We start from the raw sequence: 15,044 nt of genomic DNA on the forward strand, positions 1-15,044 counted from the left end.
CCGGCACGCGGCCGTTACAGATTACACAGTGTCAGATGGAACGGCACGTCGATGTCCACCGCGCGCGGCCGTACATCGCCGTCCTGCATGGTGAACCGTACCCACAACATGTATTTGTTGGCGCTCGCTTCGGGAATGACGCGCAGCTCCGGCGGCACCCGTACCTGCATCAGCTGGTAGGTACGGCCGGACAGCATCTGCTGGTAGCTGCCCTGCATCGCCATGACCTTCGACGCCTGACCCGATTCGCGCGCGAGCCGCAGCACGATCGCCGCGGCGTCACGCAACGGCAGCATCGGCAGGATCCACTTCGCGATGTCCTGGCGCCGCTGCTCGGCGGGCCATTGCTGCCACGCGTAGTACGACGGCAGGTCGAACTTGCACGTACCGCCCGGAATTACCGCGCGGCTGCGGATGCTGGCGAGCCACTCGTTGTCGACGAGGTGCTGGCCGGTCTTGCCCTGCATCTGCGCGAGATTCGCGAGCGTCTGCTCGATTTCACCGAGCACGGCTTCGAGCGCGTTCTGCTCGATGCCCGGATTGCCGCGAAAGGGGGCGAGCGTCTGGCGTTGACGTTCGAGCTCCTTCATCAGATCCGATTTCAGGTCCGCGCGGCCCGTTACCTCGGCGATTTCGAACAGCGTCGTCAACGCGACGTGGTGTTCACGCGGGTCCTCCTGAGCCAAAAAGAACGCGAAGCGCTCGAACAGATCTTCGAGACGCAACAGCGTGCGAATTCGCTCGTTGAACGGATACTCGTAAAGAATCAAGCGCGCTCGCCTCTTCGGTAGGGATTGAAACAATGAAGGACATTCTAATGCCCCCTCTCTACCCTAGCAACGCGCCAATTTCGTACACCATCACGATTGCACGCGACGCTCAGTGCCCGGCGGCCGCGAATCCGACGTAGCGTTGGTGCAGTGCATCGACCTGCGCGGCGAGCGCGGCGGGCGTGACCGTGTCGTTGACGATCACGTCGTCGGCCGCCGCGAGGCGTGCTTCGCGCGTCGCCTGCCGCGCGATGATCGCTTCGACCTGTTCGCGCGTGAAACCGTTGCGCCGCATCACGCGCGCAATCTGCGTTTCGACCGGGCAGTCGACGACGAGCACGCGATCGCTGCGCGCCTTCCAGGTACCCGACTCGACGAGCAGCGGCACGACGAACATCACGTACGGGCCCCGTGCTTCGCGTGCCTCGCGATCGGTTTCCGCGCGGATCAACGGGTGCGTGATCGCTTCGAGGCGCCGCCGCGCGTCGTCGTCGCTGAAGATCAGCGTGCGCATCTTCGCGCGATCGAGCGAGCCGTCGGCGGCCACGAAGCCGCGACCGAAAGCTTGCTCGATCGCCGGCATCGCGAGGCCGCCCGGTGCGGTGATGCGATGGGCAATCAGATCGGTATCGACGAGCGATGCGCCACGGGCGCCGAACAGATCGGCGACGGTCGTCTTGCCGCTGCCGATGCCGCCCGTGAGTCCTACGGAAAACATGTCAGCCTCCGAGCGCCGCATAGAAAGGGGTGCCGAAAAACAACGTGGCGACGCCGCCGGCCGCGAGGAACGGACCGAACGGAATCGGCTCCTCGAAGCGCATGCGGCCGCGCCAGGTCGCGACGAGCCCGACGATCGCGCCGGTCACCGCCGCGAACAGCACGACCTGCGGCAGTGCGGCCCAGCCCATCCACGCGCCGAGCGCGGCAAGCAGCTTCAGGTCGCCGAAACCGATGCCCTCGATGCCGCGCAGCCATTTGAACAGCCAGTAGATCGACCACAGGAACAGGTAGCCGGCCATCGCGCCGATCACGGCCGAGCGCAGCGACGTGAAGGTGCCGCCGAGGTTCAGTACGAGCCCGGCCCACAGCAGCGGCAGCGTCATCGAGTCGGGCAGGTAGCCGGTCCGGATATCGATCGCGCTCATCGCGAGCAGCGCCGCGCACAGCGCGAACGCGGCAAGCGCGGCGACGTTCGGGCCGAACGCCGCGAGCGAGACGGCGGCGAGCAGTGCGCACGCGAGTTCGACGAGCACGTAACGGACGCCGATCGCATGGCCGCAGCGCCGGCAGCGCCCGCGCAGCATCAGGTAGCTGACGAGCGGGATATTCTCCCAGGCGCGCAATACGTGGCCGCAATGCGGGCAGGCGCTGCGCGGGCGCCACAGATCGTAGCGCGGCGGATAGCCGTCGTCGGGCGGGGCGCTCGCGGCGCCCGTCGCCTCGGCGATCTCGGCCTGCCATGCGCGCTGCATCATCACGGGCAGCCGGTGCACGACCACGTTCAGGAAGCTGCCGATGCAAAGGCCGATGGCGACCGCGAACGCATACTGCAGCGCGGGCGGCAGCATCGCCAGCGCGAGCAGCGTGCCCTCGGGCGAATCGGAAACGGCGGACAGGTGCGCTGGCGTCATGAGGCTCAAGGTTCGGACTAAAAGGCGACAGAATCGGTTGCGATGCTACACCACGTTGCCGAGTTGAAGGATCGGCAGGTACATCGCGATCACGAGGCCGCCGACGAGGGCGCCCAGGACGATCACGATCAACGGTTCGCCGAGCGCCGCGAGCGCATCGAGGCGCGCGTCGAGCTGGCGTTCGCACGACGCGGCGATGTCGGCGAGCATCGTGTCGAGCGCACCGGATTCCTCGGCGACGGCGATCGGTTGCACGACGTCGTCCGGAAAGCAGCCGGCTGAATGCATCGCATCGGCCAGACGCGCGCCGCGCAACACGCGTGCGGCGATGTGTACGGTGGCGTGCGCGAACACCGGATGGCCGGCCGTGCGCTCGAGCGTGGCGAATGCATCGGCGAGCGGCACGCCGGCGCCGAGCAGCGTCGCCAGCGAACGGCACCAGCGTGCGGCCGCGAACCGCTCCAGCGCGCTGCCCGCGAGCGGGGCGCGCAGCAGGCGCCGCGCGAGCGCGTGACGCAGTGCGACCGAGCGCCGAAGCGCGTGCCGTGCGGCAAGCCCCGCGGCGGCCGCACCGGCCAGCAGTACGCCACCCCATGCCGACAGCGCGGAGGACAGCGCGAGCAATGCGCGGGTCGGGGCGGGCAGGGCGGCGCCGAAACCGTCGAAGGTCTGCCGGAAGGTCGGCACGACCCACACCATCAATGCCACCGAGATCGCGAGCGCGAACAGGATGACGGCGACCGGATACGCGAGTGCCGCGCGCAGCTTGCGCCATTGCGCATCGGCGCGCTCGCGGTGTTCCGCGATCCGCGTCAGCACGATGCCGAGCGAACCGGACGCCTCACCGACCTCGATCAACTGGCGATACAGCGTGCCGAACTGCGATGGATAGCGTGCGAGCGCATCGGCGAAGCGCCGGCCGCCGACGATCTCGCGCGCGAGCCCCGCGGCGATGCGCGGCACGCCGTCGCGCGTGCGGGTGCGCGCGAGCATCTCGAGCGACGGCGCAAGCGGCAGGCCGGCTTGCAGCAGGCTCGCGAGCTGGCGCGTGAAGCGCGTGATGTCGCGTGCGGCCGCCACGGGCGGACGGGCCGGCCCGCGGACGTCGAGCGACAGTACCGCGATGCCGTCGCGCGCGAGCGTGGCGCGCGCGGCCGCGGCGTCGAAGGCGATGACGATCCCGCGGCGCGGCGAGCCGTCGCGATGGCGGCCGCGCCATGCAAAGCGGGTTTCGCGCGGCGGCGTGCGCATGTTCACGCCGCGGGTGTGGCGGCGACGGCTTCCGCGATGCTCGTCGTGCCGTCCATGACGCGCGCGAATGCCGCGTCGCGCAGGGTGCGCACGCCCTCGGCCGCCACGCATCGCGCGAGTTCGCCGACGCTCGCCCGCGCGACGATGCGCTCGGCCACCCCGGGCGATACCGGCATCGTCTGGTGTAGACCGATGCGGCCGCGATAGCCGATCCCGTGACAGGCGGAGCAGCCGCGCGCGACGAACGGCCGCCATCCGGCCGCCAGCGCCGCCGGGTCGCAGCCGGCTTCCCGCAGCGCGCGCGCCGATGCGTCCGAATGCACGCGGCAGGCGACGCACAGGCGCCGGACGAGACGCTGCGCGGTGACGAGGTGCAACGCGGCGGCGAGGTTGTACGGCGCGACGCCGATGTCGAGCAGCCGCGCGATGGCGGCCGGTGCGTCGTTCGTGTGCAGCGTCGACAGCACGAGATGACCGGTCTGCGCGGCCTTGATCGCGACATCGGCCGTCTCCGCATCGCGAATCTCGCCGACCATGATGACGTCCGGATCCTGCCGCAACAGCGCGCGCAGCGCCGTCGCGAACGTGAGCCCCGCCTTGTCGGCGACCCCGACCTGATTGATCCCGTCGAGCTGGATCTCGGCGGGATCCTCGACCGTGCAGACGTTGTGCGCGTCGCGATCGAGCATCTGCAGCGCGCAGTAGAGCGACAGCGTCTTGCCGCTGCCGGTCGGGCCCGTGACGAGCACGAGGCCATGCGGCGCGCGGATCGCGGCCTCCATCGCCGCCGCCTGCCGCGCGTCGAAGCCGAGGCTGGCAAGCGTGAGATCGGGCGGCAGCGTTTCGAGCCGCCGCAGCACGAGCTTTTCGCCGAACAGCGTGGGCAGCGAACTGACGCGGTAGTCGCCGCGCGTGCCGCCGTCGATCGCGATGCGCAGCCGGCCGTCCTGCGGAAGCCGCCGCTCGGCGATGTCCATGCGCGAGAGCACCTTGATCCGCGTGACGAGCGCATCGCGCAGGTGCAGCGGCGGTCGCGCCTGTTCATGCAGCACGCCGTCGACGCGCAGACGGATGCGCCAGCCGGCTTCGAACGGCTCGACGTGGATGTCCGACGCGTCGCGCACGCGCGCCGCATGGAGCGTGTCCGTCAGCAGGCGTACGGCGGGGGCATCGTCGAGCTGGGCCGCATCGAGTGCAGGGGGCGCGGCGGCGGGCGGCGCGTCGGAATGCGCGGGCGACGACTGCGTGCGCAGCGGCGCCCCGGAGGAAGGGAAATGCATGTGAGCCGGCACGCTGGCCGCCTGTTGACCGTGATGCGCAGATGATCGCGCGTCGCGGGCGGCGCCGGCAGTCGGCCGTTCGGTTAGGGCCAGCGCAAGCCCGTTATCAGCGTGAACAGGCCCTACTGCGAGGCCGCGCGTCCGGTGCGTGTGCCGCGCGGCTTGAAGAGCTTGACGGTGCGTACTGCCTGATCGTCGCTGCGCATCACTTCGAGCATCACGTCGCCGATTTTCACGCACACGTCGTCTTCCGGAATTTCCTCGAGGATCTCGAGTACCAGTCCGTTCAGCGTCTTCGGCCCGTCGGTCGGCAGTTTCAGGTGCAGCCAGCGGTTCAGTTCGCGCAGCGGCATGCTGGCCGAGACGATGCATTCGCCGTTCTCGTCCCAGCCGCCCGCGCGTTCGCTGCGCGGCATCGACGTCGTGAATTCGCCGATCAGTTCCTCGATGATGTCCTCGGGCGTGACGAGCCCTTCGAGTTCGCCGTACTCGTTGACGACGAGCGCGGTGCGCTGCCGGATTTCCTGGAAGAACTGGAGCTGCTGGACCACCGGCGTGCCCGACGGCACGTAGTACGGTTCGGCGAGCAGCGCGCGCAGCGTCTCGCGATCGAAATCCTGGTTGTGCAGCGCGGTGAGCGTCTTGCGCACGTGCAGCACCCCGAGCACCTTGTCGATGTCGCCTTCGTAGACGACCAGCCGGTTGTGATAGCAGGTTTCGAGCTGATGCAGGATGTCGTCGAGCGGCGCGTAGAAGTTGAGCGACTCGATCTGGCGGCGCGGCACCATCACGTCGTCGACCGTGATGTTCTCGAGGTCGAACAGGTTGAGCAGGATGCTGCGGTGCTTGGTCGGCATGAAACTGCTCGACTCGAGCACGATGGCCCGCAGCTCGTCGGCCGACATCCGCTGGTCGCGACCCTTCTTCGTGTTGATGCGCAGCACCCACAGCACGCCGTTCGCGAGCGCATTGACGAACCAGACGACGGGCTTGAACACGCGCATCAGCGGGGCGATCACGAGGCTCGCGGGCAGCGCGATACGTTCGGGGAACGTCGCGCCGACGATCTTCGGCGCGATTTCCGCGAACACGATGATCAGGAACGCGACGATGCCGGTCGCGATCGACAGCGCGAGGTTGTTGCGGCCGAACGTGTGGAGCGCGAGCGACGTCGTGAGGACCGGGATGATCGTGTTGAACAGGTTGTTGCCGATCAGGATCACGCTGAGCAGCAAGTCAGTGCGCGTGAGCAGCCCCTGCGTGGTTTTCGCGCCGAGCGCGCCCTGGCCGGCGAGATGCTTCAGCCGATGGCGATTGAGCGCCATCATCGCGGTCTCGGAAATGGAAAAGAAGCTGGAGCAGAGGAGAAGCAGGAAGACGGCGCCGATTTGCGCCCATAAGGGAATTTGGTCCACGCGTTGGAAAGGGCAGTGAAGGACAGGGATGGGGGAAATATAGCAGAGGCCGGCGACCGCGATGTGTCGCGCGCGACACGGGGCTCGCGGCGGCCGGACGAAAAAAAACCGTGCACGTGGTGCACGGTTTTTTTAAATCTGGTCGGGGTGAGAGGATTCGAACCTCCGGCCTCTACGTCCCGAACGTAGCGCTCTACCAGGCTAAGCTACACCCCGATTTTTGCTCCTCGGACTTCGCCGTCTTCGTGAAGATTTCTGCGTCGTCTCAAGCAAGAACGTAACTATAACGATGTTTTTTCTAAAAGGGAATACTTGGACGAAGAAAATTTTCGAGACAAGACATCGCTTCCCGTTCGCGGCGTGTTTACGATTGACGCGACGTCGAATACGAGCACAACCCGAGCAGGCTTTCCTTGTAGATCGAATCGGGAAACGCGGCAATCGCCGCGGCCGCCGCCTGCGCTTCCTGGCGTGCGCATTCGAGCGTGTGATCGAGTGCGCCCGAGCGCGTGATCGCTTCGAAAATCGTGTCGAAGCGATCGGTGCCGCCCTGTTCGATCGCCTCGCGTGCGAGCGCCGACTGTTCGGGCGTGCCGCGCTCGATCAGATAGATGAGCGGCAGCGTCGGCTTGCCTTCGCGGAGATCGTCGCCGGCATTCTTGCCCATCGCCTCGGCGGTACCTGCATAGTCGAGCCAGTCGTCCATGATCTGGAACGCGGTGCCGATCCGGCGGCCGTATTCAGCGGCGGCGGCCTCGGTCGGCGCATCGGCGCCCGCGAGCACCGCGCCCAGGCGCGCCGACGCCTCGAACAGCTTCGCGGTCTTGTAGCGGATCACCTGCATGTAGCGCGCTTCGTCGACGTCCGCGTCGTGCATGTTGAGGAGCTGCAGCACCTCGCCTTCCGAAATGATCGTCGTCGCTTCGGACAGGATTTCCATCACGCGCATCTTGCCGACGCCGACCATCATCTCGAACGAGCGCGAGTAGAGGTAATCGCCCACCAGCACGCTCGCCGCGTTGCCGAACAGCGCATTGGCGGTCTGGCGGCCGCGGCGCAGCTCGGATTCGTCGACGACGTCGTCATGCAGCAGCGTGGCCGTGTGGATGAACTCGACGACGGCGGCCAGCACGTGCCGCTGGTGCGACGTTTCGTCGAGCGCGCCGGCGACGAGCAGCAGCAGCGCCGGACGCAGCCGCTTGCCGCCCGCACCGATGATGTACTCGGCGATCTGGTTGATCAGCAGCACGTCGGACGCGAGGCTTTGCCGGATAACGCGATTCACCTGCTCCATGTCGCTGGCGATCGGGGCGAGCAGGTGGGCGGCGCTGAGGGTGGGGGAGGCGGTGGACGACGACATGATGATGGAATTGGGTGATGCCGCGGATTATAAGTCGAATCCGCGATATGCCGGTCTGTCAGACGCGCCGCGGCGCGATTTTTGGCCGTCCGGCCGAGGCCCGCGCGCGGCAATCGTCGATCGGCTTTGACTTGGGTGCTAAGCCCATGTATAATCACGTGTTTTCCGCGCGTGGTGTGCGGAAAAATTGGATCCAGAGTGAGGTTCTCAATGTACGCGGTCATAAAAACCGGCGGCAAGCAGTACAAGGTTGCCGTTGGCGAAAAACTCAAAGTAGAACAGATACCGGCTGACATTGACGCTGAAATCACGCTCGACCAGGTTCTCGCAGTGGGCGAAGGCGAATCGATTAAGTTCGGTGCGCCGCTGGTCAGTGGGGCTTCCGTCAAGGCCACCGTTGTGTCGCACGGTCGTCATGCCAAGGTCACCATCTTCAAGATGCGTCGCCGGAAGCACTACCAAAAGCATGGCGGCCACCGCCAGAACTACACTGAGCTGCGCATCGACGCGATCAACGCGTAAGCGCCTCGGTTAAGGAGCAATCAGATGGCACACAAAAAGGCAGGCGGCTCTTCCCGGAACGGCCGCGACTCCGAGTCGAAACGTCTCGGCGTGAAAGTGTACGGCGGCCAGGCGATCAATGCCGGCGGCATCATCGTGCGTCAGCGCGGTACGCGCATGCACGCTGGCGAGAACGTCGGCATGGGCAAGGATCACACCCTGTTCGCGCTGATCGACGGTCACGTCAAGTTCGCGACGAAGGGCGCGGACAAGAAGCATCTGGTCATCGTCGTCCCGGCGGCTGCCTAAGTTTAGGCACTCACGGGCTTCGTAGCCGAAAGGCCCCGCAGTCTTCGCGGGGCCTTTTTTATTGGGTCGCCGGGCGCATTTGCGTGCCGGCGACCCTCGCGCAACCGGCATGCGATCGGCCGAACGGCAGATTGTTCAAGCGTGCCGGCGCGCGGCACAATAGCGGAAATACTGGGCGGAGTGACGAATGAAGTTCATTGACGAAGCACGAATCGAAGTCATCGCCGGCGACGGAGGCGATGGCAGCGCGTCGATGCGCCGCGAGAAATTCGTCCCGTTCGGCGGGCCGGACGGTGGCGACGGCGGCCGGGGCGGCAGCGTTTACGCGATCGCCGACCGCAACATCAACACGCTGATCGACTACCGTTACGCGAAGAAGCACCTCGCGCGCAACGGCGAAAACGGTCGCGGCTCGGATTGCTACGGCAAGGGCGGCGACGATGTCACGCTGCGCATGCCGGTCGGCACGGTCATCAGCGACATGGATACGGGCGAGCTGATCGCCGATCTGACCGAGCACGACCAGCAGGTGATGCTCGCGCAGGGCGGCGCCGGCGGTCTCGGCAACCTGCATTTCAAGTCGAGTACGAACCGCGCGCCGCGCCAGAAGACGGACGGCAAGCCGGGCGAGCGGCGCATGCTGAAGCTCGAGCTGAAGGTACTCGCCGACGTCGGCCTGCTCGGCATGCCGAACGCGGGCAAGTCGACCTTCATCTCGTCGGTGTCGAACGCGAAGCCGAAGATCGCCGACTACCCGTTCACGACGCTCGCGCCGAATCTCGGCGTGGTGCGTGTCGGCCCGAGCAAGAGCTTCGTGATCGCCGATATCCCGGGGCTGATCGAAGGTGCGGCCGAAGGCGCGGGCCTCGGGCACCAATTCCTGCGTCACCTGCAGCGTACCGGCGTGCTGCTGCATCTGGTCGATCTCGCGCCGTTCGACGAAAACGTCGATCCGGTCGCGGAAGCGACGGCGATCGTCGGCGAGCTGCGCAAGTACGACGAGGCGCTCTACGAGAAGCCGCGCTGGCTCGTGCTCAACAAGCTTGACATGGTGCCGGAAGACGAGCGCGAGGCGCGCGTCGCCGATTTCCTCGACCGCTTTGGTTGGGACGGCCCCGTGTTCGAGATCTCGGCGCTGACGGGCCAGGGCTGCGAAGCGCTGTGCTACGCGATCTACGACTATCTCTCCGAACATTCGGACGCGCATCGCGCGGCGGAAGAGGAGGATCTCGCGGCGGACGTGCGTTTCCGCGATGCGCCGCCGGCGAAGGGCGGTGCGGCGCCGGACGACGACGCCTGAACGGTGCGTAACGCGCCGGGCGTGCCGCCCGGCGTTGGCGTTCAATCGCGCCCGGCCGGGCAGGCATCAGATACAGGAGACAGTGCAGGATGCGTTCGATCATCGCGGATTCGAAGCGATTGGTGGTGAAGGTGGGCTCCAGCCTCGTGACCAACGACGGCAAGGGGCTCGATCATGCTGCAATCGGCCGCTGGGCCGCTCAGATCGCTGCGCTGCGTGCGCAGGGTAAGGAAGTCGTGCTGGTCAGTTCGGGCGCGATTGCCGAAGGCATGCAACGGCTCGGCTGGAGCAAGCGCCCGCGGGAAATCGATGAACTGCAGGCTGCGGCCGCGGTCGGCCAGATGGGGCTCGCGCAAGTCTACGAAAGCCGCTTCACCGAGCACGGCATCCGCACCGCGCAGATCCTGCTCACGCACGCCGATCTGGCCGATCGCGAGCGCTACCTGAATGCGCGATCGACGCTGCTCACGCTGCTGCGGCTCGGCGTCGTGCCGATCATCAACGAGAACGACACGGTCGTCACCGACGAAATCAAGTTCGGCGACAACGACACGCTCGGCGCACTCGTCGCGAACCTGATCGAAGGCGATGCACTGATCATCCTCACGGACCAGACGGGGCTGTTCACGGCCGATCCGCGCAAGGACCCGAACGCGACGCTCGTCGGCGAGGCCAATGCGGGCGCACCCGAGCTCGAGGCGATGGCGGGCGGGGCCGGTTCGAGTCTCGGTCGCGGCGGGATGCTGACGAAGATCCTCGCGGCGAAGCGTGCGGCGCACAGCGGCGCGAATACCGTGATCGCGAGCGGCCGGGAGGCCGACGTGCTCGTGCGTCTGGCGGCCGGCGAGGCGATCGGCACGCAACTGATCGCACGTACCGCGCGGATGGCGGCACGCAAGCAATGGATGGCCGACCATCTGCAGGTACGCGGCCACGTTGTGATCGACGCGGGCGCGGTCGAGAAGCTGACGGCCGGCGGCAAGAGCCTGCTGCCGATCGGCGTGATCGACGTGCAGGGCGCGTTCGCGCGCGGCGAGGTCATCGCGTGTGTCGGCCCGGACGGGCGCGAGGTCGCGCGCGGGCTCACGAACTACAGCAGCGCGGAAACGAAGCTGATTCACCGCAAGCCGAGCGGCGAGATCGAGACCGTGCTCGGCTACATGCTGGAGCCCGAACTGATTCATCGCGACAACCTCGTGCTGGTGTGATCGCCGGCCGAATGCCATCGTTCAAATGAAAAAGCCCGCGCGATGCGGGCTTTTTTGTGCGACGGGACGATGCGGGCGGCCCGCATCGCGTGCCGTCAGCGCAACTGCGTCATCGCGGTGCGGTGGAACCGGATGTTTTCGAGAATCTGCCGGGTCGAGCCCTGCGGCATCTTGTTCGAGCAGAAATAGTCCTGGTAGAGCGCGGAGTGGTACGCGTTCAGCTCGCCGTTCTCGATGCGCCGCCAGTCGTTCTCGACCGTGCGATCCCAGCCGTTGTGGTCGGAGTTCAGGCCGGCGTACTGGCGCCATTCGTAGGTGTCGCAGCGGATGCCTTCGTAGTTCACGTTGCGCGCACCGGCCGGGCTCGTGATGACGACTGCGTAGCGCACGACGCCGTCGGTGCCGACTTCGAGCGACTTCGCATCGACGAAGAACTTGAGCGGCGTGTTCTGCGACACGTTGAACGGCAGCAGATCGCCCGTTTGCGGCAGCGGGGGCAGCGTGTCGACGGCGTTTTCCTTCCAGGTTCCCTGACGGTCGAGCAGGTACACGAACTCGCTGTCATCCTTGTTGGACGGCGCTTTCGAGTTCGCGCAGCCGGCCAGGGTGGCCACTGCGGCGATCGATGCGAGCGCGAGAGCAATCGCTTTCAATATGCATTCCTCGTAAAAAAAGGGCGCGACACCAAGGTCGCGCCCGGTCATGCAGTCCGACTCGTCATTTGCCGACGATCACCTGGGGCGGCATCTCGTCGAGCGTGCTCGCCTCCATTTCGATCTCCGAACAGACCACCGATGTGTCGACAATCGTCAGCGTCTGGGCCTGTGCGCCAATGACGCGCGGATAGCGCGACACACGCGGCCCGCGCGGCTTCTCGGCTCGCTGCGCCGGGCGGCGCAGGAAGCGCGACAGTTCCGTCAGCGCCAACTGATAGACATCCCGCTTGAACTCGATCACCGCATCGAGCGGCACCCAGTACTCGTTCCAGCGCCACGCATCGAACTCCGGGTGGTCGGTCGCGCGCAAGCAAATGTCGCAATCGCGTCCAACCATCCGCAGCAGGAACCAGATCTGCTTCTGGCCGCGGTAATGACCGCGTACTTCGCGTTTGATGAACTTGTCAGGCACCTCGTAACGCAACCAGTCGCGGGTGCGGCCGATTATCTTGACGTGTTCCGGATGCAGGCCCGTTTCCTCGTGCAGCTCCCGGTACATCGCCTGCATGGGGGTCTCGCCGTACTTGATCCCACCTTGAGGAAACTGCCAGGAATGCTCGCGGAGCCGCTTGCCCCAAAACACCTCGTTGCGCGCGTTCAAGAGGATGATGCCGACGTTCGGGCGAAAGCCTTCACGATCCAGCATACAACCACCTTCGAATCCTTTAAAATTGCTTTGATTATAAACAGATAACGGGCGCTGCGCACCGTGACGGAGCGAATCCGCACGGGGTACACCGGCTGAATTGTCCCTGATTAGTCTGTTACGTCATCTGCGCCATCGTTGTTCGCGGCGCGCAGCTTTTTCACCTTGAAACTTTTTCGGGCGCCCCGCGTTGGGGCGCCGTTTTTGGAACCGTCCGCATGAAAGCTTCCCGTTTCTTTATCGGCACCCTGAAAGAGGCACCCGCCGACGCAGAGATCGTCAGCCACAAGCTGATGGTCCGCGCCGGCATGATCCGTCGCGTCGCCGGCGGCATCTACAACTACCTGCCGGTCGGCCTGCGTTCGATTCGCAAGGTCGAGGCGATCGTGCGCGAGGAAATGAACCGGGCGGGCGCCATCGAGCTGCTGATGCCGGCCGTGCAGCCGGCCGAGCTGTGGCAGGAGTCGGGCCGCTGGGAGCAGTACGGCCCCGAGCTGCTGCGCTTCAAGGACCGCAAGGACAACGATTTCGTGATCGGGCCGACGCACGAGGAAGTCGTCACCGACATCGCGCGCAACCAGATCAAGAGCTACCGGCAGATGCCGGTGAACTTCTACCAGATCCAGACGAAGTTCCGCGACGAGATCCGTCCGCGCTTCGGCGTGATGCGCGGCCGCGAATTCATCATGAAGGACGCGTATTCGTTCGACAAGGATGCGGCGGGCCTGAACGAGTCGTACCGCAAGATGTACGACGCGTACGTGCGCATCTTCACGCGCCTCGGCCTCGAGTTCCGGGCGGTCGCGGCCGACAGCGGCTCGATCGGCGGCAACTTCTCGCACGAGTTCCACGTGATCGCCGATACCGGCGAGGACGCGATCGCGTACTGCCCGACCTCCGAATTCGCGGCGAACGTCGAGGCGGCCGAAGCGCTGCCGCTGATTGCCGAGCGCGCGGCGCCGGCCGAAGCGATGGAAAAGGTCGCGACGCCCGGCAAGGCGAAGTGCGAGGCCGTCGCCGAACTGCTGGCCATCCCGCTCGAGCGCACGATCAAGTCGATCGTGCTCGCGACCGACAACGAAGGCGCCGAGCCGACCATCTGGCTCGTGATGCTGCGCGGCGATCACGATCTGAACGAGATCAAGGTATCGAAGCTGCCGGGCCTGCAGAACCACCGCTTCGCGACCGAGCAGGAAATCGTCGAGTGGTTCGGCACGCCGCCGGGCTACCTTGGCCCGGTGGGCACGAAGAAGCCCGTGAAGGTGATCGCGGACCGCACGGTCGCGAACATGAGCGACTTCGTCGTCGGTGCGAACGAGGTCGACTATCACATCGCCGGCGTGAACTGGGGCCGCGACCTGCCGGAGCCGGAAGTCGCCGACGTGCGCAACGTGAAGAAGGGCGACCCGTCGCCGGACGGCAAGGGCGCGATCGACATCTGCCGCGGCATCGAAGTCGGCCACGTGTTCCAGCTCGGCACCAAGTACTCGGAAGCGATGGGCGCGACGTTCCTCGACGAGTCGGGCAAGCCGCAGCCGATGCTGATGGGCTGCTACGGCGTCGGCATCACGCGTATTCTCGGCGCGGCGATCGAACAGAACTTCGACGATCGCGGCATCATCTGGCCCGAGTCGATCGCGCCGTTCGAGGTCGTGCTGTGCCCGATGGGCTATGACCGCAGCGACATGGTGCGCGAGACGGCCGACAAGCTGTACGCGGAACTCGTCGCGGCCGGCATCGACGTGATCCTCGACGATCGCGGCGAACGCCCGGGCGTGATGTTTGCCGACTGGGAACTGATCGGCGTGCCGCATCGTCTCGTGATCGGCGAGCGCGGCCTGAAGGAAGGCAAGATCGAGTACCAGGGCCGCCGCGACGCCGAAGCGACGCTGCTGCCGGCCGACACGGCCGCGGCGACGGTCGCGGAGAAGATCCGCGCCGCGCTCGCGCACTAAGCGCGGCGACCGGCGGACACGATGGAATACACGTTCCTGTCGGCCACCGTGCTGCTCGTGCTGATCACGGATCCGCTCGGCAACATCCCGCTGTTCATTACGGCGATGCGGGATGTGCCGCGCGAGCGGCGCGTGAAGCTGATCCTGCGTGAAGTGGGAATCGCGTTCGTGATCCTGCTGTTCTTCATGCTGGTCGGCGACCGCTTCCTGCGGATGATGAGCCTCACCGATCTGTCGCTGCGGCTCGGCGGCGGGATCGTGCTGTTCCTGATCGCGCTGCGGATGATCTTCCCGCATCCGGACGGCGCGCTCGGCAGCGATCCGCGCGCGGGCGGCGAGCCGTTCATCGTGCCGCTCGCGATTCCGGCGCTGGCCGGGCCGTCCGCGCTCGCGACGGTGATGCTGATGACGTCGCAGGCGCCCGGCAAGATGCTCGAGTGGGTCGGCGCGCTGACGGTCACGATGATCGTCTGCGCGATCACGCTGGTGCTGGCCGAGCGGATCCAGCAGTGGCTCGGCGAACGGACGGTCGCGGCGTTCGAGCGGCTGATGGGCCTCGTGCTGGTCGCGATCTCGGTCGAGATGCTGCTGGCCGGCATCCGGGCGTTCGTGCGTCAGTTGTAAGGCAGGCGGTGCGTGCACAAAAAAGCGGCGTTCCGGGAAACCGGAGCGCCGCTTTCTTTTATATGGCGGGCAGGGCGG

General features: G+C 66.3%; 15 protein-coding genes and 1 tRNA gene. 6 read left to right on the forward strand and 10 right to left on the reverse strand.

Annotated elements, in window-relative coordinates:
• Positions 1–14: 14 nt before the first annotated feature.
• From zapD to C4B30_RS18335, 8 genes are all read right to left on the reverse strand, one after another.
• Positions 15–770, reverse strand: coding sequence for a cell division protein ZapD (gene zapD / locus C4B30_RS18300; RefSeq protein WP_027783465.1), 756 nt, complete (start codon positions 768–770; stop codon positions 15–17).
• A 109-nt stretch (positions 771–879) separates the two neighbouring features.
• A complete protein-coding gene (coaE, locus tag C4B30_RS18305) occupies positions 880–1,488 on the reverse strand; it encodes a dephospho-CoA kinase (RefSeq protein ID WP_027783466.1) in 609 nt (202 codons plus the stop codon).
• Between the two features lies 1 nt (position 1,489).
• Positions 1,490–2,401 carry a prepilin peptidase gene (locus C4B30_RS18310; RefSeq protein ID WP_027783467.1) on the reverse strand — a complete coding sequence of 304 codons (912 nt, stop codon included), beginning with the start codon at positions 2,399–2,401 and terminating at the stop codon, positions 1,490–1,492.
• A gap of 45 nt (positions 2,402–2,446) precedes the next feature.
• The gene (locus C4B30_RS18315) at positions 2,447–3,652 is read right to left on the reverse strand and encodes a type II secretion system F family protein (RefSeq protein ID WP_034185393.1); all 1,206 of its coding nucleotides are present in this window, start codon (positions 3,650–3,652) and stop codon (positions 2,447–2,449) included.
• 2 nt (positions 3,653–3,654) lie between these two features.
• Complete coding sequence (locus C4B30_RS18320) at positions 3,655–4,932, reverse strand: GspE/PulE family protein (protein ID WP_034185394.1); 1,278 nt, start codon at positions 4,930–4,932, stop codon at positions 3,655–3,657.
• A 122-nt stretch (positions 4,933–5,054) separates the two neighbouring features.
• Complete coding sequence (locus C4B30_RS18325; RefSeq protein WP_027783470.1) at positions 5,055–6,347, reverse strand: HlyC/CorC family transporter; 1,293 nt, start codon at positions 6,345–6,347, stop codon at positions 5,055–5,057.
• A 139-nt stretch (positions 6,348–6,486) separates the two neighbouring features.
• Positions 6,487–6,563: transfer RNA gene (locus C4B30_RS18330), tRNA-Pro, on the reverse strand.
• Positions 6,564–6,711: 148 nt separating this feature from the next.
• The gene (locus C4B30_RS18335; RefSeq protein ID WP_027783471.1) at positions 6,712–7,707 is read right to left on the reverse strand and encodes a polyprenyl synthetase family protein; all 996 of its coding nucleotides are present in this window, start codon (positions 7,705–7,707) and stop codon (positions 6,712–6,714) included.
• Positions 7,708–7,917: 210 nt separating this feature from the next.
• Here C4B30_RS18335 and rplU point away from each other — a divergent pair, with 210 nt between their 5' ends.
• The 4 genes from rplU (at position 7,918) to proB (ending at position 11,025) form a co-directional block, all read left to right on the forward strand.
• A complete protein-coding gene (gene rplU, locus C4B30_RS18340) occupies positions 7,918–8,229 on the forward strand; it encodes a 50S ribosomal protein L21 (protein WP_027783472.1) in 312 nt (103 codons plus the stop codon).
• 24 nt (positions 8,230–8,253) lie between these two features.
• A complete protein-coding gene (gene rpmA, locus C4B30_RS18345; RefSeq protein WP_027783473.1) occupies positions 8,254–8,517 on the forward strand; it encodes a 50S ribosomal protein L27 in 264 nt (87 codons plus the stop codon).
• A 187-nt stretch (positions 8,518–8,704) separates the two neighbouring features.
• Positions 8,705–9,817 (forward strand): GTPase ObgE, encoded by a 1,113-nt coding sequence (gene obgE, locus C4B30_RS18350; RefSeq protein ID WP_027783474.1) that lies wholly within the window; start codon positions 8,705–8,707, stop codon positions 9,815–9,817.
• 89 nt (positions 9,818–9,906) lie between these two features.
• The gene (gene proB, locus C4B30_RS18355) at positions 9,907–11,025 is read left to right on the forward strand and encodes a glutamate 5-kinase (protein ID WP_027783475.1); all 1,119 of its coding nucleotides are present in this window, start codon (positions 9,907–9,909) and stop codon (positions 11,023–11,025) included.
• A gap of 95 nt (positions 11,026–11,120) precedes the next feature.
• Here the strand turns inward: proB and C4B30_RS18360 are convergent, their stop codons facing one another.
• Together C4B30_RS18360 and C4B30_RS18365 are read right to left on the reverse strand one after the other, a co-directional pair.
• Positions 11,121–11,729: a CNP1-like family protein gene (locus tag C4B30_RS18360; protein ID WP_034185395.1), complete on the reverse strand. Its 609-nt coding sequence runs from the start codon at positions 11,727–11,729 to the stop codon at positions 11,121–11,123.
• A gap of 13 nt (positions 11,730–11,742) precedes the next feature.
• Positions 11,743–12,387, reverse strand: coding sequence for an RNA pyrophosphohydrolase (locus C4B30_RS18365; RefSeq protein WP_027783477.1), 645 nt, complete (start codon positions 12,385–12,387; stop codon positions 11,743–11,745).
• A gap of 218 nt (positions 12,388–12,605) precedes the next feature.
• On the opposite strand from C4B30_RS18365, the gene C4B30_RS18375 reads away from it, so the two are divergent.
• A complete protein-coding gene (locus C4B30_RS18375; protein WP_027783478.1) occupies positions 12,606–14,342 on the forward strand; it encodes a proline--tRNA ligase in 1,737 nt (578 codons plus the stop codon).
• Positions 14,343–14,363: 21 nt separating this feature from the next.
• On the forward strand, positions 14,364–14,966 hold the full coding sequence (locus C4B30_RS18380) for a MarC family protein (RefSeq protein WP_027783479.1): 603 nt from the start codon (positions 14,364–14,366) through the stop codon (positions 14,964–14,966).
• The last annotated feature ends 78 nt before the right edge of the window (positions 14,967–15,044 follow it).

Origin of the sequence: Burkholderia sp. BE12, from assembly GCF_002959955.1 — a bacterium.
Classification (GTDB): Bacteria; Pseudomonadota; Gammaproteobacteria; order Burkholderiales; family Burkholderiaceae; genus Burkholderia.